Source organism: Dyadobacter sp. HNCC25DJ184 (assembly GCF_056895215.1).
Genome location: NZ_JBXHAQ010000006.1, coordinates 169,029 through 191,308, shown reverse-complemented (window position 1 = coordinate 191,308; position 22,280 = coordinate 169,029). Strand labels below are relative to the sequence as shown.

Below are 22,280 nucleotides of genomic sequence, written 5' to 3'. Positions count from 1 at the left end.
AAGTTATGATACTTATAGATAATACCTGCATTAGTGACGATATCGAAGATCAACTCTTCGTCTGTGATTTGGAAAAATGCAAAGGAGCATGCTGTGTAGAAGGAGATTCTGGTGCGCCACTGGACGAGGACGAGCTGGCAGTACTGGATGAGATTTACGATCAGGTAGCTCCATATTTGACTGAGGAAGGAAAAGCTGTCATTGAGAAGGAAGGCAAATACGTCAAAGATTGGGATGGAGATTATGTAACCCCGGTTATCAACGGCAGGGAATGTGCATATGCGTTATATGATCATAAAGGAATCCTGAAATGTGGAATTGAGCAGGCATATAACGATGGTAAGATTTCGTACAAGAAGCCGATATCATGCCATTTGTATCCGATCCGTGTTACCAAATATGAACAATATCATGCACTGAACTACGACAGGTGGAGCATATGTAGCCCTGCGTGCGGGTTAGGTGAAAAATTGGGTGTACCTGTTTATCAATTTTTGAAAGCACCGCTTATCCGTGCTTATGGTGAAGAATGGTACAGCCAGCTTACCCAGGAGATAGATGAAAGAAGAGAAGCTCGTTCAAAAGAATAAAGATTTTTTTCAAAATGTATATGAGGTAGTGCTTCTGATTCCACCCGGTCGTGCTACTTCTTATGGAGCCATTGCAGCATATCTTGGAAGCAAGGGAGGTGCCAGAATGGTTGGCTGGGCTATGGGGAGTAGTTACAATATGGGAATTCCGGCGCATCGTGTTGTGAATAGAAATGGAATACTTACCGCGAAGCTGCAATTCGAGACTCCTCAAACGATGGAAAATCTTCTAAAAAGCGAAGGTGTTGAAGTCAAAAATGACAAAATCCAAAACTGGCAGAAATGCTTTTGGGACCCTTCCAAAGAGTTGTTATAATCAGTGTCAGTTCTGAGTGCAATTCCAGATGAAATAATAACGGATATATGAAAAACTGTTTTGTTGTTATTTCTTTGCTGCTGGGCGCGTTGTTGCAATCCTGTATCAAGGATGAGCCTTTAAATCCCGAGGCGGATATTGAAGCTTTCTTTGTGGATTCTCCTTCATTAATCAGCTATGTGTTTATAGATCAGGCAAATCGCAAAATTATGCTATACCTCACTCCAGAGGCCATAGCCACTGGCATAGCTCCAACACTTAGGCTGTCTCAAGGGGCAACAGTCTTACCGGCCTCAGGTGATTCTATCTTCTTCAGCTCTCCCGTGCAATACACCGTAACCTCCCAAAGCAAGGAAAATACGAAGGTATATGAGGTGGTAATTGTAGAATCAGGGAAATGGCTTTTCAACTTTGAAAATTGGGGTATCAACGACGTAAATAAATACGAATACCCATTGGAGGCTGACGGTATTGCATTCTGGAGTTCTGGCAATCCGGGCGTGGCCTTATCCGGCGTGGCGAAAGATCCATTAGCTTACCCAACGCGTTCGACCACTGACGGATTTTTGGGTACCAAAGCAGCAGAATTGGTGACGATCAAAGGAACTCCGTTATCCGAACTGGTTGGTGTTAGGTTGTTTGCTGGATCTATATTTTTGGGGAATTTTAATTCTTCGGTTGGTCTTACAGCACCTTTAAAGGCGACCGAATTTGGGCAACCCTATAGCGGTATTCCAACTATATTTTCAGGATACTACAAATATACTCCCGGTGAAAAATATCAGGACGAAGGTGGTAAAATCATATCTGGACAAACAGACGAGTGCGCGATATATGCTGTAATATTCAAGGGCTCCGAACGCTTAAACGGATCCAATATCCTGACCTCCGACCGCATCGTTGCCCGAGCTATTTTAACTGACGGCTCTGCAAAGACGTCCTTTACCAGGTTTGATATTCCATTTGAATTTGTTCAGGGAGCCGACCTTTCTGGTAATATGATGATGGCTATTGTAGCTTCGTCCAGTAAAAATGGCGATGTGTATCGTGGGGCTGTTGGAAGTAAGTTGGTCGTTGATAAACTCCGTATCATTAATTAATAGACCCATAATGAGACGACTGCTGATATTGGTCATGATATTTTTGCTGCGTCTGCCTCTTGTGCACGCGCAGGAAGAGATTCCACTCCAGTCGGTATCTTCCGTTGGGATAAGACATTATGTGAGTGTCGGATTTAATTTGGGAGGAAGTACGCCACTTACATTGCCCAATACAATCCGTGCAATAGACAGCTGGAAACCGCTGCTGATTCCCACCTTGGGCTACGAAATTGTTTATCCTATCAACAGCAATTGGGGAGTTGGAGCTGGCTTACGGCTTGAGTACAAGGGGATGACTGTCAAGGATAGTGTAAAATATTTTCATACCATTATCAATGTGCAGCAGGGTGGTCAGGAAGGAGAGTTCGAAGGAGATTTTTCAGGAAAAAATATGACCGTCGTGAAAAATGGATATCTTACCTTGCCCTTGAACGTCGAGTATCACTCGACTGAAAACTGGAGATTTAAACTGGGCTTGTATGTCTCCTGGCTGTTCAAATGGTCTTTTAGCGGCAATGTGTCTGATGGGTATATACGAAATGGAGATTCTCTCGGGGAAAAGGTATTGGTCGACAAAGCAGATTTTTCATTTGGGTACGAGGAAAGGCGTTTTGACTGGGGACTTCAGTGTGGTGCAGAACGCAAGTTGGGAAAGAGATTTTCCGTCAATGCTAATCTGAGCTGGGGTCTTCAGCCAATATTCCCTTCCTCGTTCCAAGGAGTTGGTTTTAAAATGTACAACATTTACGGTAACATAGGTGTTTCCTACGGACTGTAGATGTTGTAAAAAGCTCCGCTAGTTCAGGGCGATAAATCTTTCCTGATTTGTCGAAAGTTGAATTTGTTTGGTAACTAGCTGGCCCGCGCTGCGGATTTCAAATACGTAGTTTCCGTCGGCGATTTCGTCAAGATTAAATATTCTTCTGTACTTAAATCCGCTTTCGTTAAAATCCTCAGAATAAAATACTTCACCGGTAGCTTTTCTAAGTGTGATGTGAAGGGCTTTTTGACCGTTTACTGCGAGTTTAAGTTTGTGAGTTCCGTGTATCTGATACACGCTTGCCTCAATTTTGTTTTTTTTCTTGTCAGCGTTCAAGTCATTTGAATATGCTTTATCAACGGAAAAGAAAAGTGTTGTAATTAAAAGGAATGCGGAAGTGATTTGAGTTTTCATGGCTAATAGATTTTTAAATATGAATCCGAATACCGGATTTACATATATCTTAAAAAAGGCTGTGCCAGATTACAGGACTAAAGATTTTGTGGTTCATAAGTTCCTTATATTGAGAGATATATAAATATTTCTGATCAACGAAAATAAATTCAGAAAACAAAAAAAGCTGTTCGTTAACGAACAGCTTTTTTTGTTTTCGAACAATTCTGAAGCCTATATCTTATTTTTCCCTCTGCTTTCGTTAGCGATTTTTTGAATCATCGGTAACTTGCTTGCCGGAATCAGGTTTTTATAGTCCCAAAACGCCGAAACACACACAATTTTCCATTGACCACCAATTTTCTCCATCAGACGAACTTCTTTACTATGATGAAAATTTTTCATATCCTGATCACTGTTGAACTGATCCCAGGTCAGGTATGCCACGTTGTCTCCATAAAATTTGAATAGCATATTCTTCCTTTCAACTTTTGGGTGGCTGGAAACTGGCTCAGGATTATCTGTAATATACTTGCCAATTTGTTTATTAATGTCTTCCCAGCCCACGTTTGAGTCAAAAGTACCATCGTTATTGCTCCAAGCCTGAAATGCATAGTCGGTTTGAGCATAGCTTGACTTCCATTTGTCATAATTACGCCCAAAAAAAGATTCCGTTTCGTCTTCAATTACTTGTTTAATCGCTGTTTTCTCTTTTTCAAGAGCTTCTCCGGTCAGACCTTGCTGGTCATCAGCTTTTTTTTCACAGGAAGAAAAAAGGAGTAAAAATCCTAAAAGAAAGGTTAATGTTTTCATTTTGTACAATGTTTAGTTTGCTAAATGTGAATCAGGGAGAATTCAATTTATTAAATACAAAAATCAAACGCTGAGCAGTTTAAAGTGTCATAAAGTTAATATTATTTTGGATTTATGCAAGTATTGTTTCGATTAAATATATGATAGAATCGAAACGGTTACAAATTGGTGACAAATCCTTTTTATTCATCCGAACCGTTTAGGTTGCGGGCTGCTGTATCTTCAAGGGAATCTATGATTTTGGAGGAAGGACGGATACATAAAGTCAGTCCAATTGAGCCATCATAGTAATCTTTTACCTTTTTTCATCAAATAGGGGGGCAAGATGGAAGGTTTTTGGTATTGGTTTCCGTAGCTGACGTATTGTTAAACTCCGCTGGCGTGCCTTTCCGCTACGAAATCATGTTTTGAGAATTCAGGATGGTTTCCCCACACAGATTTTGACATGGCAATACGTGTTTTCTCATCTTCCTGTTGATAAAGTTTAGTGAAATTGTCACTAACCAGCAGATTTTCTTGGTCGCCAATCCATGAGGTTCGACTACATATCCATTTTGAGGGTTCAAATGTTTCCCCTAATCGATTTATAATCAGTACTTTTTTGCCTTTTTTCAGAGTCTGTCGAGTGAATGAATTGTTGCCGCTCTCCATCTTATATGCATCCTGTTTGTTTTTGAGCGAGTTGAAGTTAAAATCTAACCAAAATGTTCTTTCGACAATGAAACTGTTGGTTCGAAGATGTGGATTCGGAAAAAATGGAAAGGATAATAAATCGCGTGACGCTTTTAAAAATGCGGCGAGCAGGGTAAGGCGAGGAGCAAGTATAAGCGAAATCGGCCCTAGGTTCACTGTCTTGGGCGCAAAGTAGGGAATATTCTTTTTAATAACCTTTTCCTTCGCGAAGATCCACCTAACTCTTTGAAAACCCCAACTGGATTTGCTTTGCCAGGATCCCGTCGCTCCGGCTAGCCCTACATCCTCTTTTCTAATGGTATTCAGATAGTATTCTCCCCAATTGGCAGTCAAGATTTCCGAGTAGGTATTGAAGAACAGCAGATACCTTGAGGAAAGATTTTCGGCAGCAAATCGATAGGCAAGGATATCCTGCCCACTTCTCATGGTCAAATGAGAATAACAGATACCTGTACTTTTCAGAAATTGATGATACTCATTGGTCTCTGTTTCATTTTCATATCCGTTAAATAATATTACTAAGTCATGATCGACGTTTGAAGGGAACAAAAGGTAGGACTTTATAAAAGATTCCAGGTACCTTATACCATAAGGAACCCACATAAGAAATACAATATTTAACTCTTTTTGTTTCATGAAGGGTCTCTCGCTTGTGTTTTTGTTCTGACTAGCCAGAATGATATTTAGTTCGTTGCCGTTTGATTAATTTTTTTCTTAGCGACAGACAAATATTGAAGTGCAAGAAATTGTGAAAAAATACCGAATGTAAGCAAATTGCAAAGCCGTCGAATATTGATACCTCCTTCGAATAAACCTATGAAGTTAAATGAGGGTTGCATATTTTCAATTTGAAATTCCCCTGATTCTAACAATTGCCTAATATTTTTTTTGCAAAAAAAGCGTAGGTGGGTTTTATCTAGTATTCCACCCGCTGGGTTGTACTGGAAATCACCAAGAAGATAGATTTTAGAGAACGCTGATAGCTCACGTATATTAGGAATACTTGAAATAAAAATGCCTCCTGGCTTCATCCAAAGATTAATTTTCTTTAATGTTGCCCAAGGGTCTACAAGATGTTCAAGGACGTCACCGCAAATAATGACATCGAAAAAATTGGCTGGAAAATCTATTTCATCTTTTTCTATATTAGCAATAATCATTTTGTCAATTTCAGGATTCTTCTGTTGTGTGTCATTAAGCTCGAAAAGCTCAATACCATAGACCTCCCTGGCCAATCCCAACTTTTTAATCGCCAGCAACGTATCTCCACCACCAGCTCCGATTTCCAACACCCGTTGATTTGGATTCGAGGGTAATAAGGACAGGATATCTTTTCTAGTATTAGTATAATAAACTCCATCCTTTGAGCTATAAATGTCTTGCATCATAATTCAATATTGTGTTAAGAGTAAGTGTATGTTTTTTAGAATACAAGGGTGTCGGCATTACCGCACAATTGGATGTGTTAGCTTATTACGCAACCTCATACTGTTAGGTCACACTTCCGTAACCTAAACGTTTTCGATAGATGAAAATGTGTATTTTTAGATAGTTTCCAATTGTTACCTGTTGCCAAAGTAATTTTTGAGAAAAAACGTGGGTCGCGAGCTCAATTGAGATATAAAAGCTTATTATTTTTTTATATACTTTTTGGTTCATGCTTCCCTTTCAGCAACCAAAGGCCGATAAAAGTAATAAGCCCATTAATAATTAGCCGTTCAAATCCAAGCTTATATCCTCCCAGCCATTGAGCTGAATTTTCGTTGATAATATAAGTCAGAATTGGTGAAGCTACACATACAAATGGAACCCATTTGTCGATGACTGGCCTCTTGGAAAATGCACCGAACGAGAACAAACCGAGTAACGGTCCATAAGTATACCCCGCAAGATCAAAAACGGCTGTGATTACTTCCTTGCTATTCAGCTGGTTGAAGATTAGGATCACAATGTAAAAAACAACGGAAAAACCGATATGCACCCAAAATTTGGTCGTTTTTCGTTTATTCTCAGGCATCTTTTCGATATCCATGAAATCAATACAGAATGCCGTTGTGAGTGCTGTCAACGCAGAATCAGAACTTGCATATGTCGCTGCAGTAATCCCTAAAAGAAAGGTAATTCCTACTACTATTCCCAAATGGTTGAGCGCAAGCATTGGATAGAAATCATCAGTTTTTGGCGTTGGCTGAATTCCTTCGGTACCTGCATATACGTAGAGCAGAGCGCCAAGGCTTAGGAACAAAAAGTTTACAATGACCAATACGAAAGTAAACCAGAACATATTCTTCTGCGCTTCGCCAATGTTTTTGCATGTCAGGTTTTTTTGCATCAGATCCTGATCCAAGCCAGTCATCACGACAGCTATAAACGCACCGGCGAAAAATTGTTTAAAGAAGTATTTTGGGTCGTTAACATCCCAAAAGAAGATTTGCGAATGTCCCCCTTTGCTGATTGCGTTCCATATGGCGGTCGGGCCGTCAAGATTCAGTTCGCGAGAGACCATCACAATCGTTAACACTACCGCGGTGACAAGGAAGAATGTTTGAAGCGTGTCGGTTATGATAATGGTTTTTACTCCTCCTTTAAAGGTATATACCCATATTAAGAAGATAGTAATAGCCACTGAAACTTCGAATGGTATTCCCAATGGACCAAAAACAGCCAATTGTAATACCTGAGCAGCAACATATAATCTTACCGCAGACCCCACCGTTCTTGAAAGAAGAAATACGCCTGATCCCGATTTATAAGACCAAAATCCAAACCGCTGCTCCAGATATGAATATATTGAAATCAGATTAAGACGATAATATAGTGGCATCAGCATGGTTCCGATCACAATATATCCCAGGATATAACCCAGTACTACCTGAAAATAGGAAAATTGAATATTGGCTACTGAGCCGGGAATAGAAATAAAAGTCACTCCGGACAAGGAAGTGCCGATCATCCCGAATGCCACCAAATACCAGGGCGATTGTCGGTTAGCAGTAAAAAAAGTATTGGTGTCGGCGCCCTTCGCTGTATACACAGAAACTGTGATCAGTAAAGCGAAATATACGATCAAGATGGATAAGGCTATTAACGGGCTCATTAAAATTGAGTTAAATACAAACAGGCGGTAGGTAAAAGAAGCCTACAAAACTTCCAAAAATCTATCATTTTGATTAGATTTGCTAATCAAACAGAAATTTGGTTGTTATGCAAATCCTGACAGAGGTCGACGAAGAAGTTCTGGAAAAAACCGTTGAAACGGAAGTAAAGAAGCTTATTATCTATAACGATGACGTCAACACGTTTGACTGGGTCATTGATACGCTCATTGAAGTATGTGAACATACCAGCGAGCAGGCCGAACAATGCACTATAATTATCCATTATAAAGGTAAGTGTTCAGTAAAAGAAGGTGAATTTGAAATTTTGCTTCCTATGAGGAATGAGATTTGCCGGAGAGGTATCTCTGCCGAAATACATTGATCATCATTTCCTACTAAAACTTCTTCATGAATTATCCCTCACATCTCATTGAGGATGCCGTAAATGAAATATCCCGTCTTCCGGGAATTGGAAAAAAAACCGCCCTGCGTCTGGCACTACATTTGCTGAAGAGAGAAGAAGCGCAGACTTTTTCCTTATCGAAGGCATTGCTGGATATGAGGACAAAATCGGTTTATTGTAGTCATTGTCATAATATTTCAGATAGTGCCGTTTGCAATATATGCGCTAATTCCTTGCGGGATCATTCTATCATTTGTGTGGTGGTAGATACTCGTGATGTTTTGGCCATTGAGGCGACGAGCCAATACAGAGGTTTGTACCACGTTTTGGGAGGGATAGTGTCTCCGTTAGAAGGGATTGGCCCAGCAGATCTTAATATTGACTCGTTGTTAGTACGCGTTACGGACGCAGCTGACATTAAAGTTCAAGAAGTGATTCTTGCGCTTAGCCCGACAATGGAAGGCGATACCACGGCGTTTTATTTACAGAAAAGACTTAAGCCAACCGGCGTAAAAGTGAGTACTATAGCCAGAGGGGTTCCTATTGGAGGTGACCTGGAATACGCTGACGAAATTACCTTAGGACGAAGTATTGTGAGCCGAGTGGCTTACGATTAGTTTTTCTAAATTTTAACCATTTTGAATAATGAATAGAAAGGATTTCTTACGGACAATGGCAGGTACTTCGTTAGGTATTGTCACTGTGGGTAATATGGCTTTTGCTGGTGCCAGCGAGGCTACTTTAGTAGAAACAGCCCCATTTAAACAACTTCCTTTGCCATACGATTTTGGTGCTTTGGAACCGAGTATCGATAAATTGACCATGGAAATTCACTATGGTAAACATCATGCAGCCTATGTTAAGAATTTGAATGATGCTGTAAAAGGAACAGAATTTGAGAAAAAATCGCTTGATGATATCATAAAGTCAATCAGCAAAGCCCCTGCTGCTATTAGAAATAATGGTGGTGGACATTGGAACCATACCTTCTTTTGGGAAGTGATGGGTCCAGGCAAAGGTGGTACACCAAAAGGTGCGGTGGCTGATGCAATTACCGCCCAATTTGGCTCATTCGATAAATTTAAAGAAGAATTCGGCAAAGCTGGCGCCACAAGATTTGGCTCTGGCTGGGCTTGGCTGGTTGCGAAAGATGGAAAACTTGCAATTGGTTCTACGCCAAATCAGGATAATCCTTTGATGGATATCAGCGATTTAAAAGGTACGCCGATTCTGGGTCTGGATGTATGGGAACATGCATATTACCTGCATTACCAAAACAAACGTCCTGACTATATCAAAGCATTCTGGGATGTAGTAAACTGGGACGTAGTAGCTGATAAGCTTAAAAAAGCGTAATAGTATTCAAGGAATATTTCAAAGCGAGGCCGATACCGAAAGGTATTGACCTCGCTTTTTTTAGTTGCAGTAGGTGCCAATAACCTTGTATGCCTGAGAATACCCGAGCTCGCCTGCTTTACTTAGGTCAAGGCATCCGTCGTTGATTAGCCCCAAACTGTTCTTAATAATTCCTCTGATATAATATGCCTCTCCGAAATCGGATCGAAGTTTAATAGCACTCGACATATCCAAGGCTGCTCCAAACTGGTCTCCGGCAGCAGATTTCGTGAGCCCCCTGGCGAAAAAAGCAGATGTGTAGGTAGGAGTGAGCTCCACCGCGCTCGTCAGATCCTGTATGGCTCCTTTTGAATCACCCATTTTGGATTTGCTGACTCCGCGGTAAAAATATGCTTCCGTTCTTTCGGTGGTCAACTGATCTAATTTTGGACTCAACGGAATTTGAGATCGCAATTGATCCAATATATCTTTGGTTATTTTACCGGTATACTCGATTTTCTTTGAAGTGCCAATAAAAGGATTTTTAAGTTCGATCGCCTTATCGAAATCTTGAACTGATCCCCTAAAATCATTCAACCGACTTTTAGCATATCCCCGGCCGTAGAAAGCCTCATAGCTTTCCGGGCTCATTTGGATAGTCTTGTCAAAATCGATAATTGCTCCTTCGAAGTCGTCAAATTTACTTTTTGCGAAACCCCTCTTATTGTAGTAGTCGCTTTCGTTTGGATTAAGCTCCAATGCTCTTGTGAAATCTGCGGCAGCTCCCTGATAGTCCCCAAGTTCAATCTTCGCCAGGCCTCGGCTGGCATATGCACCAGTTCGCTTGGGGCTCAACTCAATCACTCTCGTGAAATCGGCAAGGCTTCCTGCATACTCTGCCAGGTCTTGTTTACAATTTCCGCGGGCATAAAGAGCAGAAATGTCGTCTGGAACAAGGGAAATTGCTTTGTCCAGATCGTTCATCGCCATTCTCAGATTATGCAGCTTTGCATAGCTGACGCCACGGTTGTAATATGATTTTGGCTCGTCAGGGTTTAATTCAATCGCTTTCGAGTAATCCTGCAATGCGGAACGATAGTCCTCCTGAATGCTTTTGCTTACACCCCGGCTTTGATAATAAACTGCCTCTTTTGGATTCAGTTCAATGGCTTTATCATAATCAAGGATCGCACCACGGTGGTCTTTCAGACTTGCTTTTGCCAACCCTCTGTTAAAATAACTAGGGGCGTGTGTCGGACTCATCGATATCACGGTTGAGAAAGCTTCCATCGCTCCGGCAAAGTCACCGGTTCTGGCTTTGGTATTTCCTTCTTCAAAATATTCAGCAGCAGATCGTTGGGAGAAAGCGGGAAAAGAGAGAATAAACAATAAAAACAATGCTAATGTGCGTAGGCTTGTAACTTCCATGAACGTATACCTGGTCCTCAAATCTGATAAGTTTAGTATTGGGTATAAAAGTATTTAAATTCCAAGAGGGCATCAAATTACAGTCATCGAATTTTGAAAACATCGGTTCTCTTTTGGTTTATCAGAATATCTTTACATTTACAGATCATTAAAGATGTAAACAATTAGATATGGAATCAGGCAAAAAGATTTTTTTGGTAGGATTGATATTGCTGGCTGTGGGAGCCGTTTATTTTGTTTTTTTTCGAAAGTCAGATGAAGTAGCCAGGCCGGGCGAAGTGGCTGAAACCATGCCTGTGGATCAAGGCTCGGTATATCTTGATCAATTGAAGGATTTAGAAGGCAATGGCGTGGTGATGGATCCAAACAAAGTAGTTTTTTTAAATGTTTGGGCAACATGGTGTGGACCGTGCAATATGGAGATGCCTGGGATTCAGGATTTATATGATAAATACAAAGACAACAAAAAAATAGCTTTCTATATCATTTCAGATGAAGACAGCGAGACCGTTAATCCGTTTATCGCTAGAAAAGGGTATAAGCTGCCATTTTATCAATATGCAGAGGCCTATCCACCTGCCCTGGACGGTAATGCGATACCTCGTACCTATATTATTCACAAAGGAAAGATATTGGTGTCAGAAACAGGTGCTTCGCAATGGAACAGACCGGAGATTATAGATCTGATTGAAAAAAGTATTGCAGAGATCTGATATGGTTTATTGGGCTCGGTGAAAATGAAAAAAGGTGGGTTAACCCACCTTTTTTCATTTTCATTACAACTTTAACAATATCTTATTCAACGATGAAATCACCTTTCATCAATGCATAGTGTCCTGGGAAGCTGCAAATGAATGTATATTTTCCTTTTTTTGGAGCTGTAAACTCGATTGTATCGCTTTCGCCACCGCCTACAAGTTTTGTGTGAGCAAGAATGTTAGCTTCCTCAGACTTAGGGATATAATCAGTTTCACGAGCAGCAGCAGCTTTCGATCCAAAAGCAGCTACATCAGTTCCCGGCTTCAAAAGTACCCAGTTATGACCCATTGCAGCCTTAGCTAGTTTACCGGAGTGAGTCAAAGTAAGCTTCACTTTTTGGCCAGCTTTTACTTTGATCTCTTTAAGGTCAAACTGCATAGCATCACTGCCTTTAATGACAATTGTTTTTACCTGCTTCACTTCACGTGTTTCGGTAGTTTTTACCACAGGTTTTGCGTTTGCAGGTTCCACAGCGGAAGCTCCAAATGCCACTACAGAAGCTAGGAAAAGCATTCCAGATGTTATTCTTTTCATTTTAAAGGATTTAAAAACTGATCTGTTTGAAATTAACTGGTGCAAGTTACTACATGGTATATTAAAAAAACAATTCGTTAACAATTGTTTGGAAACAATATTTCAAAACAACAGTTCATACTCATTCTTGACAGCCTTTCCAGCACAAATTACCGCGAGGGCGATCATATAATGGTAAACATCTACCGGTGGGAGGGGCAGGTTCAGTCTTGCAGATTTGCTGGATAATGCCAGGAACATCATCGAGAAAATGATCCACAGTGCGCTTTTTTGCCGGCCGCCAAGTCCCAGACAAGAAATTACCATTGTGATGACAATACATAATGATTGGACAATCATGCCAAAATATTCTACCTTGAACCAGGTGATACAATAGAAAAGCAGCAGGCCAATACTTATTGTCGATGACAATTGCATACTGTTTGTCTCACTTCTACGAATGAGCGACCATGATGCGGATACCAGGCATGTTGCCCCAAGCGTCATTTCGGCGGATTGCGTGATTCGTTGAACGCTTGTGAAAAAATCGAGTTCAGCATATGTGGCCAGGTGTACCAGCGAGTTGAGAGAGATGCAGAGGAGAAATATTCCCCACAGGATGCGATTATAAAGCGGAAGGTTTCTGAAATATCTAAAAAAAATGTAGATCGTAGTAGAAATTAAAATCAGATTTGACAAAAAATATGGATTCGATAGGATATTCATAAAATGTCTATGATCTAAGTTCTCAAAAAAGCAATTTACAAATTATGGTTACATTTTGCTACTTCGTGCTTTTCGTCCTACTTTTACCAAAAAAACTGATTTACCAACATGAGCGTTTTAGTTAATAAAAATTCTAAGATTATAGTTCAAGGATTTACGGGTTCCGAAGGTTCATTTCATGCTCAGCAAATGATTGAATACGGCACCAATGTTGTTGGAGGTGTAACTCCGGGCAAAGGCGGCCTTTCTCATCTTGACAGACCGGTTTTTAATACAGTTGACCAAGCGGTTCGTTCTACCGGAGCCGATGTAGCAATTATTTTCGTACCACCAGCGTTCGCTGCTGACGCGATAATGGAAGCTGCTGATGCAGGTATCGGCGTAATTGTAGCGATAACAGAAGGTATCCCTACGAAGGATATGTTGTATGCAAAGGAGTACATCAAAGGTAAAAACACTCGTCTTATCGGTCCTAACTGCCCTGGTATTATTACAGCAGAAGAATGTAAGGTAGGTATCATGCCAGGTTTTATATTCAAAAAAGGAACCGTGGGTATTGTTTCTAAGTCTGGTACGCTTACTTACGAAGCGGTGGATCAATTGACCCGTGCAGGATTGGGGCAAACTACCGCTATCGGTATTGGTGGAGATCCGATTATTGGAACTACTACTAAGGAAGCTGTTGAGTTGTTAATGAACGATGACGAGACTGAGGCTATCGTAATGATTGGTGAAATTGGTGGTAGCATGGAAGCAGAGGCAGCAAACTATGTGAAGTCGACTGGCAACAGAAAGCCGGTTGTAGGTTTCATCGCAGGAAAAACTGCTCCTAAGGGAAGAAGAATGGGTCACGCAGGTGCGATTATTGGCGGTGCAGATGATACTGCGGAAGCGAAAATCAGAATTATGCAGGAGTCAGGTATATTTGTTGCGGAGTCTCCAGCCCTGATTGGTGAGACAATGTTACTTGCTCTTGGAAGAAGATAATCAGTTTATTTGAAAAGACATATAAATAGGGCAGGGGGAACTCCGCCCTATTTTGCAATCATGCGGTCAGGTTCTAGGTTTTTAATATGGGTTTTGCTTCTGCTTTGTGCACTTTCTGGCAGAAATGCTCAATGCGCTGAAAAAATTCAGCCGCCAGGTAACTTGTTTCCGGTCTACAACTTTGAATACGATTGGCTGACTTATAATAGTCAATATAAAAACTATGTTCCTTTCTCTCAGGGTATTGATGAAGAAAGCAGGTCGGTCAGCGTGTATGTTGACCTGCTTAAGAACCGAAAGTATTTTCTTCTTCTGCAAACCAGAAATGAGGGCTACCTTTTTATAGAGGGAACGCTCCAACAAAAATTGTCAAGTGAAAAGTGGGTGGAACTTTCAGTTGATAGCCTCTTCAAAATTTATCGTAAAGGGGATATTCTTCTCACAGTTTACGGGAATCCCGGTATTAAGGATAAAACACTTCTTATATGTAACAAAGCGGCCAGCAACGCAGGAGAACTGGCGGCGACTGGGAGTTCCGGTCTGATCAATATCAAGCCGATCATTTTTTCGTCTTTCGGAAATCTGATCATTTTGTCAGCTCTACTGATATTGATTGTGTCCTCCTGGGTTTATAATGCTGATCCGCTGTCGTTTATCAGGTTTGTTAACCCAATGGAATTTTTTAATAACGAACCGCGGGACCAACTCTCGAAAGTCAACAAGCCATATAGTGCAACAGTTGTTTTTATCGTAGTAGCATCCGCAATGCTAATGAGCGGTGTGCTGGTGTTCCTCCGAACGGAAAAGATAAATCTGTTCTCTATTAATTCAATTTTTTCTGAGGAAAATAACACACTGCATTTCCTGCAGGATTTTTTCCTGCTGTCCGTCCTGTTTTTTTTATTTATATATAGTAAGTACATATTAATGGCTCTGGTAGGGAACGTACTGAACCTGGATAAAATCGTTGATGTAGTATTCCTCAAAATAGTGCAATCTTCTTATTTGTTTCATGCACTTCTTTTTGTTCTTGTTTTTGTAATAACGTTCAATCATTCGCGCTGGACGGAATTATGGAGACCATACGTACTTTTGCCTTTTTTGATTTTTTACTCGATCCGGTTTATCGCACTTTATGTTGTTGTAAAGCCCTCTGGTACGATTATTAATCTGTATTTATTTTCGTACCTTTGCGTCATCGAAGTAATTCCCCTTATAATTGGCGTGAAATTTGCGTTATAAAATGACAGTTTTAAGGGTCCGGGCTTTTAACTAATAAGAGTATTTCATGAGTGAGACTATCAAACTTGGCGAGGATAGATTGAAGAAGGTAACGAGTCTTTTAGTTAGCCAGTCTAAACCGGCAGACGAAAACTCCCCTTATTTCGAATTAGCAAGAAAATACAACATCAAAGTCGATTTTCGCCCATTTATTCAGATTGACGGAGTACCTTACAAGGAGTTTCGTAAGCAAAAGGTGAATATTTTGGATCATACTGCGGTAATTTTCACCAGCAGAAATGCGATCGACCATTTTTTCAGAATTTGTAATGAAGGAAGGGTGGAAGTTCCTGCAACGATGAAATACTTCTGTATTTCTGAGCAAACAGCCAACTACCTTCAGAAATACATAGTGATACGTAAACGAAAGATTTTCACAGGTACTAAAACTGCTGCGGAATTGATCGAGCTTATGCGTAAGCACAAAAAAGAGAAGTTTTTATACCCTTGTTCCGACGTACGTAAAAACGATATTCCGGAGTTTGCTGATATAGAGGAATTTCATTTTACAGAAGCTACGATGTATCAAACCGTTTCGGCTGATCTTTCAGATTTGGAAGATGTATTCTATGATATCATCGCTTTTTTCAGTCCGTCTGGGATAAAATCTCTTTATGACAATTTTCCGGATTTTCAGCAAAATTCTACAAGGCTGGCCGCATTTGGACCAACAACCGCAAAAGCAGTGGAGGCTGCGGGGTTAATAGTTGATATTCAGGCACCATTGCCTAACGCTCCGTCCATGACCGGCGCGCTGGAATTGTACATTAAAAAGGTGAACAATCCTTAAAAATATATATTCAGAGAAAGGCCGGGATTTTTTCCCGGCCTTTTTTTATTATATATCAATTTTTTTGACCAATATGCGTTATTGAATAGAATGTGACCGCTTAATACGGTATTTAAAATCCAGCATGGTATGACCCTTACTTTTACGGTTCAGAATATACAGTGGCGCAGCTTGGTCGTGGTGTTTTTATTGATCTCGACGACTGCATTTAGCCAGAAGGATCCACAATTTAGTCAGTTCCAGCTTAATCAGCTTTATTTGAATCCCGCAGCCGCTGGAGCGGATGGTGTCACCCGATTTTCCCTCATTCATAGAAGTCAATATGCCGGATATCAGGCTAGCAATCCTGCCGACGAGGGTGGTGGCTTGTCAACTCAGCTGTTCTCTGTGAGTATGCCATTTAAGAATTTTGGTCTTGGGTTTTATGCCGTGAACGATAAAAGCGGACCCCGGACCGATCAGGATTTCAAACTGTCTGCTGCATATTATATCCCATTAGGAACCGGTAAGCTGCAAGTAGGAGCAAGCGCAGGAATCTTTCGTCAATCGATCGACTATGGTCAACTAAGAGCCCGCGATCCGGGAGATCCCTTAATTCAAACCGGTGTTATTTCAGAAATCAATCCGGATTTTGCTGCTGGAGTAAGATATGAGGCGGACGCGTTTTATGTAGGGTTGTCGATGAACCACTTGTTAAAACCGAAATACCAGCTTGGAAGCGAAACAGGAACAAATCCACTGCCACGAACTGCTTATTTAAACGCCGGCTTTAATGTAGAACTTGGGTATTTACTTGATATACAGCCTATTGTGTTGGTTAAATCGGATATATCAACTGTGTCTGTCGAAGGCGGTGCAACCGTTACTTACAACAAACGTTATTGGATTGGTGGAACTTACCGACAACAGGATACCTATTTTATCGTAATGGGTGGAATTTATTTGTTGTCTGACCAATCTTTAAGGTTATCCGGAGCGTATGATATGGTAATCGGCCAAAATAAGACCAAAGCGCCATCGTCTTTTGAGGTGCTTTTATCCTATGCATTGCCATCCAAAACAGGCAAGAAGACGATTATCAGGACACCTCGTTTCCGTTTCTGAGAGAGGTTGTAACTGGTAGAGAAAAGTGAATATTTTGCATTAAAATAATCTAATATTTCATTTTTTGAATAGAGGCGTACCCTTTTTTGTATTTACCGGTGAGCAGACATTTATAAGATTGGCAAACTTTAATTTATATTTGTATAATTTTACACGAGCATACGAATTTTGAAAAACTTACGTTATCTGCTCAGAGTTCAAAATGGTGTGTTTTACAAGCAATTAGTGCTGCTGAGACCTATAAAATCATCCTTTTGAATTGTTACTTTTGTTTTTTTTACCAGTATACTATATAAACACTTGTCGACGTTTTTAGGCAGACAATATAATCCAAATATCAAAACCATTATGAATGTGAACGTATTCTATCGGAACGGAGTTAAAAGCCTGCTTTTGGTATCTGCACTTTTGTTTATGCAAAGTTGTGGCTTTATCAAGAGTAAGTTTGGTGGGGGAGGTAAGGAAGAAAGCGGTATCAGTAATGGTGAGATTACCGCCACTGAAAGAAAAGGTTTCAAGCAAACAACTCCGGCCGGAATGGTAGTAATACCTTCAGGATCTTTTATAATGGGCCAGGCTGACGAGGATATTGCTTCTTCAATGAACAATATGAACCGAAGGGTAACGATCAGTTCTTTCTTCATGGACGATACTGAAATTACCAATAATGAGTATCGTCAGTTTGTAAACGCGTTACTTGTTGACTCTATTTCCGTCATTGGAGAAGAGGAGATAATGAAAAAATATTATCCCGATACTACCGTTTGGAAAAAGGATTTTGCATATTCTAATGGAGATCCTTTTCAGGAATATTATTATCAACACCCTGGTTTCGATACTTATCCTGTTGTGGGTGTAAGTTGGTTAGGCGCTCAATATTTTTCAAAGTGGCGTACCAATTTGCTGCATGAGTTTCAGGCTCAGGAAGGCAAGTTTGCTTCTACAGGATTCCGTTTGCCAAGTGAGGCTGAATGGGAATGGGCAGCGAGAGGGGGTCGGGCAGTGGCTAAGTATCCATGGGGTAATCCATATACAATGAATGCAAAAGGTTGCTTCCTTGCCAATTTCAAGCCTCAAAGAGGAAATTACGATGCCGATGGATATCCATACACCGGTCCCGCGAACGCATACAATCCAAATGACTTCGGATTATATAATATGGCTGGAAACGTAGCCGAGTGGACATTGGATGCGTATACAGATAATGCTTCGGCCATCGTATGGGACATGAACCCAAAATATGATAATCCTGACGAACCTCGTAAGGTTGTGAAAGGCGGTTCATGGAAAGATATTGCTTACTATCTTCAGACCGGTACACGTACTTTTGAATACGAAACGGAAACAAGAGCTTTCATAGGTTTCCGCTGCGTAATGGACAATGTAAATGACAGAGGGGGAGCTCGTGCACGTCGTCGCTAACAATTAAATTTTCAGGGAGGCAGTGTATTTCAAATACTCTGCTTCTTTTCTATGAAACTTACCTCGTAACTTAATTTTCTAATATTTTTTTCATTCACTGTAACCGATTTTAATTCGTATGGCTAAGAATAGCGGACCTAGTTTTTTTTGGGATAAACTGGTACCTACAATATATAGTGCTGGTGCTGCTGTTGTTATTTTAGGAGCATTGGCTAAAATTCAACATTGGGAGTTTGGTGGCCCGCTTCTTACAGCAGGTTTGGGTACAGAGGTTCTCATATTTTTATTATATGCATTACAGACATTAACTCAGAATTCAGGGCAGGATCCGGATTGGACCAGAGTATACCCTGAACTTGCTGATGATTACAGCGGCCCGGCCATTACAAGAGGTGCTACATCAAGCAGCGGAATTACTGCGAAATTGGATGGTATGCTGGATAATGCGAAGATATCTCCCGAAATATTTGATAGTCTTGGGAAAGGTTTTAAAAATCTTTCGGAAACAGTTGGTAAAATCACCGACCTGACCGACGCGACTGTTGCAACAAACGACTACGCGAAAAATGTGAAGACTGCTTCTGTTGCAATTTCAGATATGAATAAGTCATATGGAGTTGCGATCAACGCGATGACTTCGATGGCGGACGCAACTCAGGATGCTCAAAGCTATCGTGAGAAATTCCAGGAAATCACCAAGAACATGGGCGCATTGAATGCAGTATACGAACTGGAATTGCAGGACACTACGAAACACCTTAAAGCGATGAACGCGTTCTATGGTAACCTTACAGCTGCCATGGAAAATATGGCGGATGCTACTAAGGAATCGCAGATATTTAAAAATGAGATGTCCAAGCTGACTACCAACATTTCTTCGTTGAATGGAATATATGGTAATATGCTGACGGCGATGCGTGGCAACGGCTGATCTCATTAACCCTAACAAGCACATATAATTAGTCTTTTAAGATCCTCTTTATAAATGTTTGTTTCACTAAACTATTTAATCACTGATAACTGATTACTGAACAATATGGCAGGTGGAAAAGAAACACCCCGTCAGAAGATGATTGGAATGATGTATCTGGTACTGACTGCGATGCTTGCATTACAGGTAAGTTCAGCCATCATTGAAAAATTCATTCTCTTGAATAATTCTCTGGAACTGTCTTCAAATGCAGTAAATAAAACAAACCAGGAAACAGTACTAAAAATAAAAGCGGCGGTTGATAAATCAGGCAACAGAGCTGCAGACGTTGCAGTGATGAAACAGGCGGATGAAGTTCGTCAGATTTCAGCGGCAATCGTTAACCAGTTGAATGCTTTAAAACAGGAAGTGGTTGCAGCTGGAGGTGGTTTGAATGAGGAAGGTTCGATCAAAAATCCACAGGAAGAAGCTAAGGTCGGTGAGTTGATGATTGGTGTGGGGAAAAGAGGGAAAGCTTTTCAGCTAAAACAAGATCTGAATCAGTACGTAGCCAAATTGAACGGATATTCGCCGACGAAATTTGCAAATATTGCATTAGATGGAAAAGAGGATCCGATTGCAAAAAATAATAAAGACCAAAGAAGCAAGGATTTTGCTGATTTAAACTTTGGTCAAACTCCTGTTGCAGCTGCTTTGGCAGTATTAAGTCAGAAACAAACCGATATTCGTAGAATGGAAGGGGAAGTTTTGACTTACTTGGCAAGTAAAGTTGGTGCAGCAGATATTAAATTCGACAGAATTCTGGCAATGGTTAGTGCTGATGCAAAAACTGTTGTTGCAGGTACCAAATTTAAAGGGCAGATGTTCATTGCTGCTTCGGCATCCGGTATCACTCCTCGGATGAGCCTGAACGGCTCACCGGTTAAAGTTGAAAATGGGGTTGGTTTGATCGAATTTACAGCTCAGGGTGGTGGATATAATGCGGAGGGCATTGCTAAAAGAGAATTGAAAGGCCTTATCACAATTCCGACTCCGTCTGGAAGAGATACCACATACTCAATGACCGAGGAGTATTTTGTTGTGAAACCTTCTTACCAAATTGAAACAGGAACATTGCCACCTTTATACCTTGGTTGCGCTAACAAATTGAGCATACAAAGCCCGGCACTTGGGGCTTTATGGGCACCGAGCTTTTCAACTGATGGTGGAGAGATTATTAATGAGGCGGCTAAGGGCAAGTTCACAATCGTGCCAAATAAGGCTCAACTCAATATCACAGTAAGTAACGCTGGAAGTGTATTAGGTAGTGAACCGTTTCGCGTAAATCGTGTTCCGAAACCTTCACTTGAAGTGAGAGTAAACGGTGCGCCATATGACGAGCGTAAAGGTGTGCCTGCTAGCGGTGCGAGAAGCGTTCAAGTTCTTGCTGTTCCGGATGAAAGTTTTAAAAATTTCTCTCCTGCTGACGCTCGTTTCCGCGTGTCGCAGATCGAGGTTTCTTTGGCAAGAGGGAACAGAAGAATTGCGGGCGTTACCTTGAATAGCGGGGGAGGTTCTATTTCGTCTTTGGCACAACAGGCGCAGCCTAATGACCGTTATGTAATTACTATTATTAAAGTTGAAAGACAGAACTTTAAGGGAGCAGTCAGTGATGTTGAAATGGGAACCCAAGTTCGTCAGGTTACTTTGTACTAAAAACTTTTTTTAGTCGTTGCTTAGGCAATAAACTATATGCAGGATATGAGAAGAATGAATTGTAAATCAATCGCATGGTCGTTATTAGCGATCTCCCTTGGAGCCGCTGCTGCTCACGCACAAGAGAGAGTCGACTCAACAGTGAATCAATATTCGGCGCGTCCCATAGCCGATGGTGATATTATGATGAAACGGACATTGTGGAGAAGGGTGGATCTTAGCGAAAAGCAGAATCTTTCAATGTTCTCTAAAAATAACGAGATTACCCGTTATTTGCTAGAGGCGGCAAAGGCAGGATTGATAGAGGCATATACGAATGATTCCTGCGCAACGCCTTTAACGAAAGAGGAATTGCATAAAAGAATATTGATCCCGAATCAAACTGCTGGACTTTCGGAAGAAGAGAAGAATGCTGGTTTCGGTGCTCCTATGGCTGTAGATGGTTGGGATGACAAAAAAACAAAAACGGACCCCAGTAAGCAGGCTAACAATACCGCCAAGGAAGATGATGGTTGGGGAAGTACAAAAAAGGATGCTAAGAAAGAGCCCGCGTTAGAGGATGACGGCTGGGGGGCTCCAAAAAAGAAATCTGGCAAGAAAGGTAAAACTGCGGTAGCGAAAGAAGAGCCACCAGTAGTAGAAGAGCCAGCAAAGGTTGAAGCAGCTTTTCAAACTGAATTGGCAACTGAGGAGGAATATTTCCCAAATCAGCTTTCGGTTTTAGAGATTAAAGAGGATTGGACTTTTGATAAGAAGAGATCAAGACTTTATAATGATATCCAAACGATCAGTATTATTCTACCGTCCGACCAAACTGCGACAGGATTGGAATTGCCGGTAGCATCGTTCAGATACAAAGATGTTGACAGATTATTCCGGAGCGATCCTAAGAAATATATTTGGTATAACACCCATAATACCGCGCAGAACAAGAACTTGGCTGATGCATTTGATTTAAGACTATTTTACGGACGTATTGTAAAGTATAGCAATGCAAGCGATAAAGCTTTCTTGGATATCTACGGGGGCGAAAAAGAAGCATTGATGAAGTCTCTCAACTACGAACAAGAATTAATGGAACTTGAAAGTGGACTTTGGGAATACTAAGAAATTAAGATTTGAATATTATAAAACGGGTCCAGC

24 protein-coding genes are annotated in these 22,280 nt (G+C 40.8%); 16 read left to right on the top strand and 8 right to left on the bottom strand.

Features of this window, described 5'->3' with window-relative positions; genetic code table 11:
* The first annotated feature begins 5 nt into the window (after positions 1-5).
* The 4 genes from AC1XUD_RS11435 to AC1XUD_RS11420 are packed head-to-tail and all read left to right on the top strand — an operon-like array spanning position 6 to position 2,784.
* The gene (locus AC1XUD_RS11435) at positions 6-590 is read left to right on the top strand and encodes a DUF3109 family protein (protein WP_483361129.1); all 585 of its coding nucleotides are present in this window, start codon (positions 6-8) and stop codon (positions 588-590) included.
* Positions 559-906, top strand: coding sequence for an MGMT family protein (locus AC1XUD_RS11430; RefSeq protein WP_483361128.1), 348 nt, complete (start codon positions 559-561; stop codon positions 904-906). The genes AC1XUD_RS11435 and AC1XUD_RS11430 overlap by 32 nt, the downstream gene beginning before the upstream one ends.
* 47 nt (positions 907-953) lie before the next feature.
* The gene (locus tag AC1XUD_RS11425; RefSeq protein WP_483361127.1) at positions 954-2,006 is read left to right on the top strand and encodes a PCMD domain-containing protein; all 1,053 of its coding nucleotides are present in this window, start codon (positions 954-956) and stop codon (positions 2,004-2,006) included.
* Between the two features lie 10 nt (positions 2,007-2,016).
* A complete protein-coding gene (locus AC1XUD_RS11420; protein WP_483361126.1) occupies positions 2,017-2,784 on the top strand; it encodes a porin family protein in 768 nt (255 codons plus the stop codon).
* A gap of 18 nt (positions 2,785-2,802) precedes the next feature.
* On the opposite strand, the gene AC1XUD_RS11415 is transcribed toward AC1XUD_RS11420, so the two are convergent.
* The 5 genes from AC1XUD_RS11415 to AC1XUD_RS11395 form a co-directional block, all read right to left on the bottom strand.
* Positions 2,803-3,180: a hypothetical protein gene (locus tag AC1XUD_RS11415; protein ID WP_483361125.1), complete on the bottom strand. Its 378-nt coding sequence runs from the start codon at positions 3,178-3,180 to the stop codon at positions 2,803-2,805.
* A 213-nt stretch (positions 3,181-3,393) separates the two neighbouring features.
* Positions 3,394-3,972: a hypothetical protein gene (locus AC1XUD_RS11410; RefSeq protein ID WP_483361124.1), complete on the bottom strand. Its 579-nt coding sequence runs from the start codon at positions 3,970-3,972 to the stop codon at positions 3,394-3,396.
* A gap of 366 nt (positions 3,973-4,338) precedes the next feature.
* Positions 4,339-5,301 carry a hypothetical protein gene (locus AC1XUD_RS11405; protein ID WP_483361123.1) on the bottom strand — a complete coding sequence of 321 codons (963 nt, stop codon included), beginning with the start codon at positions 5,299-5,301 and terminating at the stop codon, positions 4,339-4,341.
* 47 nt (positions 5,302-5,348) lie between these two features.
* On the bottom strand, positions 5,349-6,053 hold the full coding sequence (locus AC1XUD_RS11400) for a class I SAM-dependent methyltransferase (RefSeq protein ID WP_483361122.1): 705 nt from the start codon (positions 6,051-6,053) through the stop codon (positions 5,349-5,351).
* Positions 6,054-6,304: 251 nt separating this feature from the next.
* Positions 6,305-7,762 (bottom strand): sodium:solute symporter, encoded by a 1,458-nt coding sequence (locus AC1XUD_RS11395; RefSeq protein WP_483361121.1) that lies wholly within the window; start codon positions 7,760-7,762, stop codon positions 6,305-6,307.
* A 107-nt stretch (positions 7,763-7,869) separates the two neighbouring features.
* Here AC1XUD_RS11395 and AC1XUD_RS11390 point away from each other — a divergent pair, with 107 nt between their 5' ends.
* The 3 genes from AC1XUD_RS11390 to AC1XUD_RS11380 are packed head-to-tail and all read left to right on the top strand — an operon-like array spanning position 7,870 to position 9,522.
* Positions 7,870-8,145, top strand: coding sequence for an ATP-dependent Clp protease adaptor ClpS (locus tag AC1XUD_RS11390; RefSeq protein WP_483361120.1), 276 nt, complete (start codon positions 7,870-7,872; stop codon positions 8,143-8,145).
* A 26-nt stretch (positions 8,146-8,171) separates the two neighbouring features.
* Complete coding sequence (recR, locus tag AC1XUD_RS11385) at positions 8,172-8,783, top strand: recombination mediator RecR (protein WP_483361119.1); 612 nt, start codon at positions 8,172-8,174, stop codon at positions 8,781-8,783.
* Positions 8,784-8,811: 28 nt separating this feature from the next.
* On the top strand, positions 8,812-9,522 hold the full coding sequence (locus tag AC1XUD_RS11380; RefSeq protein WP_483361118.1) for a superoxide dismutase: 711 nt from the start codon (positions 8,812-8,814) through the stop codon (positions 9,520-9,522).
* 60 nt (positions 9,523-9,582) lie between these two features.
* Here the strand turns inward: AC1XUD_RS11380 and AC1XUD_RS11375 are convergent, their stop codons facing one another.
* The gene (locus AC1XUD_RS11375; protein WP_483361117.1) at positions 9,583-10,929 is read right to left on the bottom strand and encodes a tetratricopeptide repeat protein; all 1,347 of its coding nucleotides are present in this window, start codon (positions 10,927-10,929) and stop codon (positions 9,583-9,585) included.
* Positions 10,930-11,099: 170 nt separating this feature from the next.
* Between AC1XUD_RS11375 and AC1XUD_RS11370 the strand changes: the two genes are divergently transcribed.
* On the top strand, positions 11,100-11,642 hold the full coding sequence (locus tag AC1XUD_RS11370; RefSeq protein WP_483361116.1) for a TlpA family protein disulfide reductase: 543 nt from the start codon (positions 11,100-11,102) through the stop codon (positions 11,640-11,642).
* 82 nt (positions 11,643-11,724) lie between these two features.
* Here the strand turns inward: AC1XUD_RS11370 and azu are convergent, their stop codons facing one another.
* Both azu and AC1XUD_RS11360 read right to left on the bottom strand, forming a co-directional pair.
* Entirely contained in the window at positions 11,725-12,222 is a 498-nt protein-coding gene (gene azu, locus AC1XUD_RS11365) for an azurin (protein ID WP_483361115.1), read from the bottom strand.
* Between the two features lie 102 nt (positions 12,223-12,324).
* Entirely contained in the window at positions 12,325-12,927 is a 603-nt protein-coding gene (locus AC1XUD_RS11360; protein ID WP_483361114.1) for a hypothetical protein, read from the bottom strand.
* A 108-nt stretch (positions 12,928-13,035) separates the two neighbouring features.
* Between AC1XUD_RS11360 and sucD the strand changes: the two genes are divergently transcribed.
* The 8 genes from sucD to porN all read left to right on the top strand — a co-directional run bounded on the left by sucD (position 13,036) and on the right by porN (position 22,244).
* On the top strand, positions 13,036-13,914 hold the full coding sequence (gene sucD, locus AC1XUD_RS11355; RefSeq protein WP_483361113.1) for a succinate--CoA ligase subunit alpha: 879 nt from the start codon (positions 13,036-13,038) through the stop codon (positions 13,912-13,914).
* A gap of 60 nt (positions 13,915-13,974) precedes the next feature.
* Entirely contained in the window at positions 13,975-15,156 is a 1,182-nt protein-coding gene (locus AC1XUD_RS11350) for a DUF4271 domain-containing protein (RefSeq protein ID WP_483361112.1), read from the top strand.
* A 46-nt stretch (positions 15,157-15,202) separates the two neighbouring features.
* A complete protein-coding gene (locus AC1XUD_RS11345; RefSeq protein WP_483361111.1) occupies positions 15,203-15,985 on the top strand; it encodes a uroporphyrinogen-III synthase in 783 nt (260 codons plus the stop codon).
* Positions 15,986-16,114: 129 nt separating this feature from the next.
* Complete coding sequence (locus tag AC1XUD_RS11340; RefSeq protein WP_483361110.1) at positions 16,115-17,089, top strand: PorP/SprF family type IX secretion system membrane protein; 975 nt, start codon at positions 16,115-16,117, stop codon at positions 17,087-17,089.
* Between the two features lie 348 nt (positions 17,090-17,437).
* On the top strand, positions 17,438-18,511 hold the full coding sequence (porK, locus tag AC1XUD_RS11335; RefSeq protein WP_483361261.1) for a T9SS ring complex lipoprotein PorK/GldK: 1,074 nt from the start codon (positions 17,438-17,440) through the stop codon (positions 18,509-18,511).
* Between the two features lie 118 nt (positions 18,512-18,629).
* On the top strand, positions 18,630-19,442 hold the full coding sequence (gene porL, locus AC1XUD_RS11330) for a type IX secretion system motor protein PorL/GldL (protein WP_483361109.1): 813 nt from the start codon (positions 18,630-18,632) through the stop codon (positions 19,440-19,442).
* Between the two features lie 105 nt (positions 19,443-19,547).
* Positions 19,548-21,137, top strand: a complete 1,590-nt coding sequence (gene porM, locus AC1XUD_RS11325; RefSeq protein WP_483361108.1) for a type IX secretion system motor protein PorM/GldM — start codon at positions 19,548-19,550, stop codon at positions 21,135-21,137.
* Between the two features lie 36 nt (positions 21,138-21,173).
* A complete protein-coding gene (porN, locus tag AC1XUD_RS11320; protein ID WP_483361107.1) occupies positions 21,174-22,244 on the top strand; it encodes a type IX secretion system ring subunit PorN/GldN in 1,071 nt (356 codons plus the stop codon).
* Positions 22,245-22,280 lie beyond the last annotated feature (36 nt).

Bases quoted from the DNA above. Each gene is read 5' to 3' on its own strand.
- recR (WP_483361119.1), top strand. From the start codon at position 8,172: ATGAATTATCCCTCACATCTCATTGAGGATGCCGTAAATGAAATATCC.
- AC1XUD_RS11400 (WP_483361122.1), bottom strand. From the start codon at position 6,053: ATGATGCAAGACATTTATAGCTCAAAGGATGGAGTTTATTATACTAAT.
- AC1XUD_RS11340 (WP_483361110.1), top strand. From the start codon at position 16,115: ATGACCCTTACTTTTACGGTTCAGAATATACAGTGGCGCAGCTTGGTC.
- AC1XUD_RS11360 (WP_483361114.1), bottom strand. From the start codon at position 12,927: ATGAATATCCTATCGAATCCATATTTTTTGTCAAATCTGATTTTAATT.
- AC1XUD_RS11345 (WP_483361111.1), top strand. From the start codon at position 15,203: ATGAGTGAGACTATCAAACTTGGCGAGGATAGATTGAAGAAGGTAACG.
- AC1XUD_RS11380 (WP_483361118.1), top strand. From the start codon at position 8,812: ATGAATAGAAAGGATTTCTTACGGACAATGGCAGGTACTTCGTTAGGT.
- AC1XUD_RS11430 (WP_483361128.1), top strand. From the start codon at position 559: ATGAAAGAAGAGAAGCTCGTTCAAAAGAATAAAGATTTTTTTCAAAAT.
- azu (WP_483361115.1), bottom strand. From the start codon at position 12,222: ATGAAAAGAATAACATCTGGAATGCTTTTCCTAGCTTCTGTAGTGGCA.
- AC1XUD_RS11425 (WP_483361127.1), top strand. From the start codon at position 954: ATGAAAAACTGTTTTGTTGTTATTTCTTTGCTGCTGGGCGCGTTGTTG.
- AC1XUD_RS11410 (WP_483361124.1), bottom strand. From the start codon at position 3,972: ATGAAAACATTAACCTTTCTTTTAGGATTTTTACTCCTTTTTTCTTCC.
- porM (WP_483361108.1), top strand. From the start codon at position 19,548: ATGGCAGGTGGAAAAGAAACACCCCGTCAGAAGATGATTGGAATGATG.
- AC1XUD_RS11405 (WP_483361123.1), bottom strand. From the start codon at position 5,301: ATGAAACAAAAAGAGTTAAATATTGTATTTCTTATGTGGGTTCCTTAT.
- porL (WP_483361109.1), top strand. From the start codon at position 18,630: ATGGCTAAGAATAGCGGACCTAGTTTTTTTTGGGATAAACTGGTACCT.
- AC1XUD_RS11375 (WP_483361117.1), bottom strand. From the start codon at position 10,929: ATGGAAGTTACAAGCCTACGCACATTAGCATTGTTTTTATTGTTTATT.
- AC1XUD_RS11390 (WP_483361120.1), top strand. From the start codon at position 7,870: ATGCAAATCCTGACAGAGGTCGACGAAGAAGTTCTGGAAAAAACCGTT.
- AC1XUD_RS11415 (WP_483361125.1), bottom strand. From the start codon at position 3,180: ATGAAAACTCAAATCACTTCCGCATTCCTTTTAATTACAACACTTTTC.
- sucD (WP_483361113.1), top strand. From the start codon at position 13,036: ATGAGCGTTTTAGTTAATAAAAATTCTAAGATTATAGTTCAAGGATTT.
- AC1XUD_RS11370 (WP_483361116.1), top strand. From the start codon at position 11,100: ATGGAATCAGGCAAAAAGATTTTTTTGGTAGGATTGATATTGCTGGCT.
- AC1XUD_RS11435 (WP_483361129.1), top strand. From the start codon at position 6: ATGATACTTATAGATAATACCTGCATTAGTGACGATATCGAAGATCAA.
- AC1XUD_RS11395 (WP_483361121.1), bottom strand. From the start codon at position 7,762: ATGAGCCCGTTAATAGCCTTATCCATCTTGATCGTATATTTCGCTTTA.
- AC1XUD_RS11420 (WP_483361126.1), top strand. From the start codon at position 2,017: ATGAGACGACTGCTGATATTGGTCATGATATTTTTGCTGCGTCTGCCT.
- AC1XUD_RS11350 (WP_483361112.1), top strand. From the start codon at position 13,975: ATGCGGTCAGGTTCTAGGTTTTTAATATGGGTTTTGCTTCTGCTTTGT.
- porK (WP_483361261.1), top strand. From the start codon at position 17,438: ATGAATGTGAACGTATTCTATCGGAACGGAGTTAAAAGCCTGCTTTTG.
- porN (WP_483361107.1), top strand. From the start codon at position 21,174: ATGCAGGATATGAGAAGAATGAATTGTAAATCAATCGCATGGTCGTTA.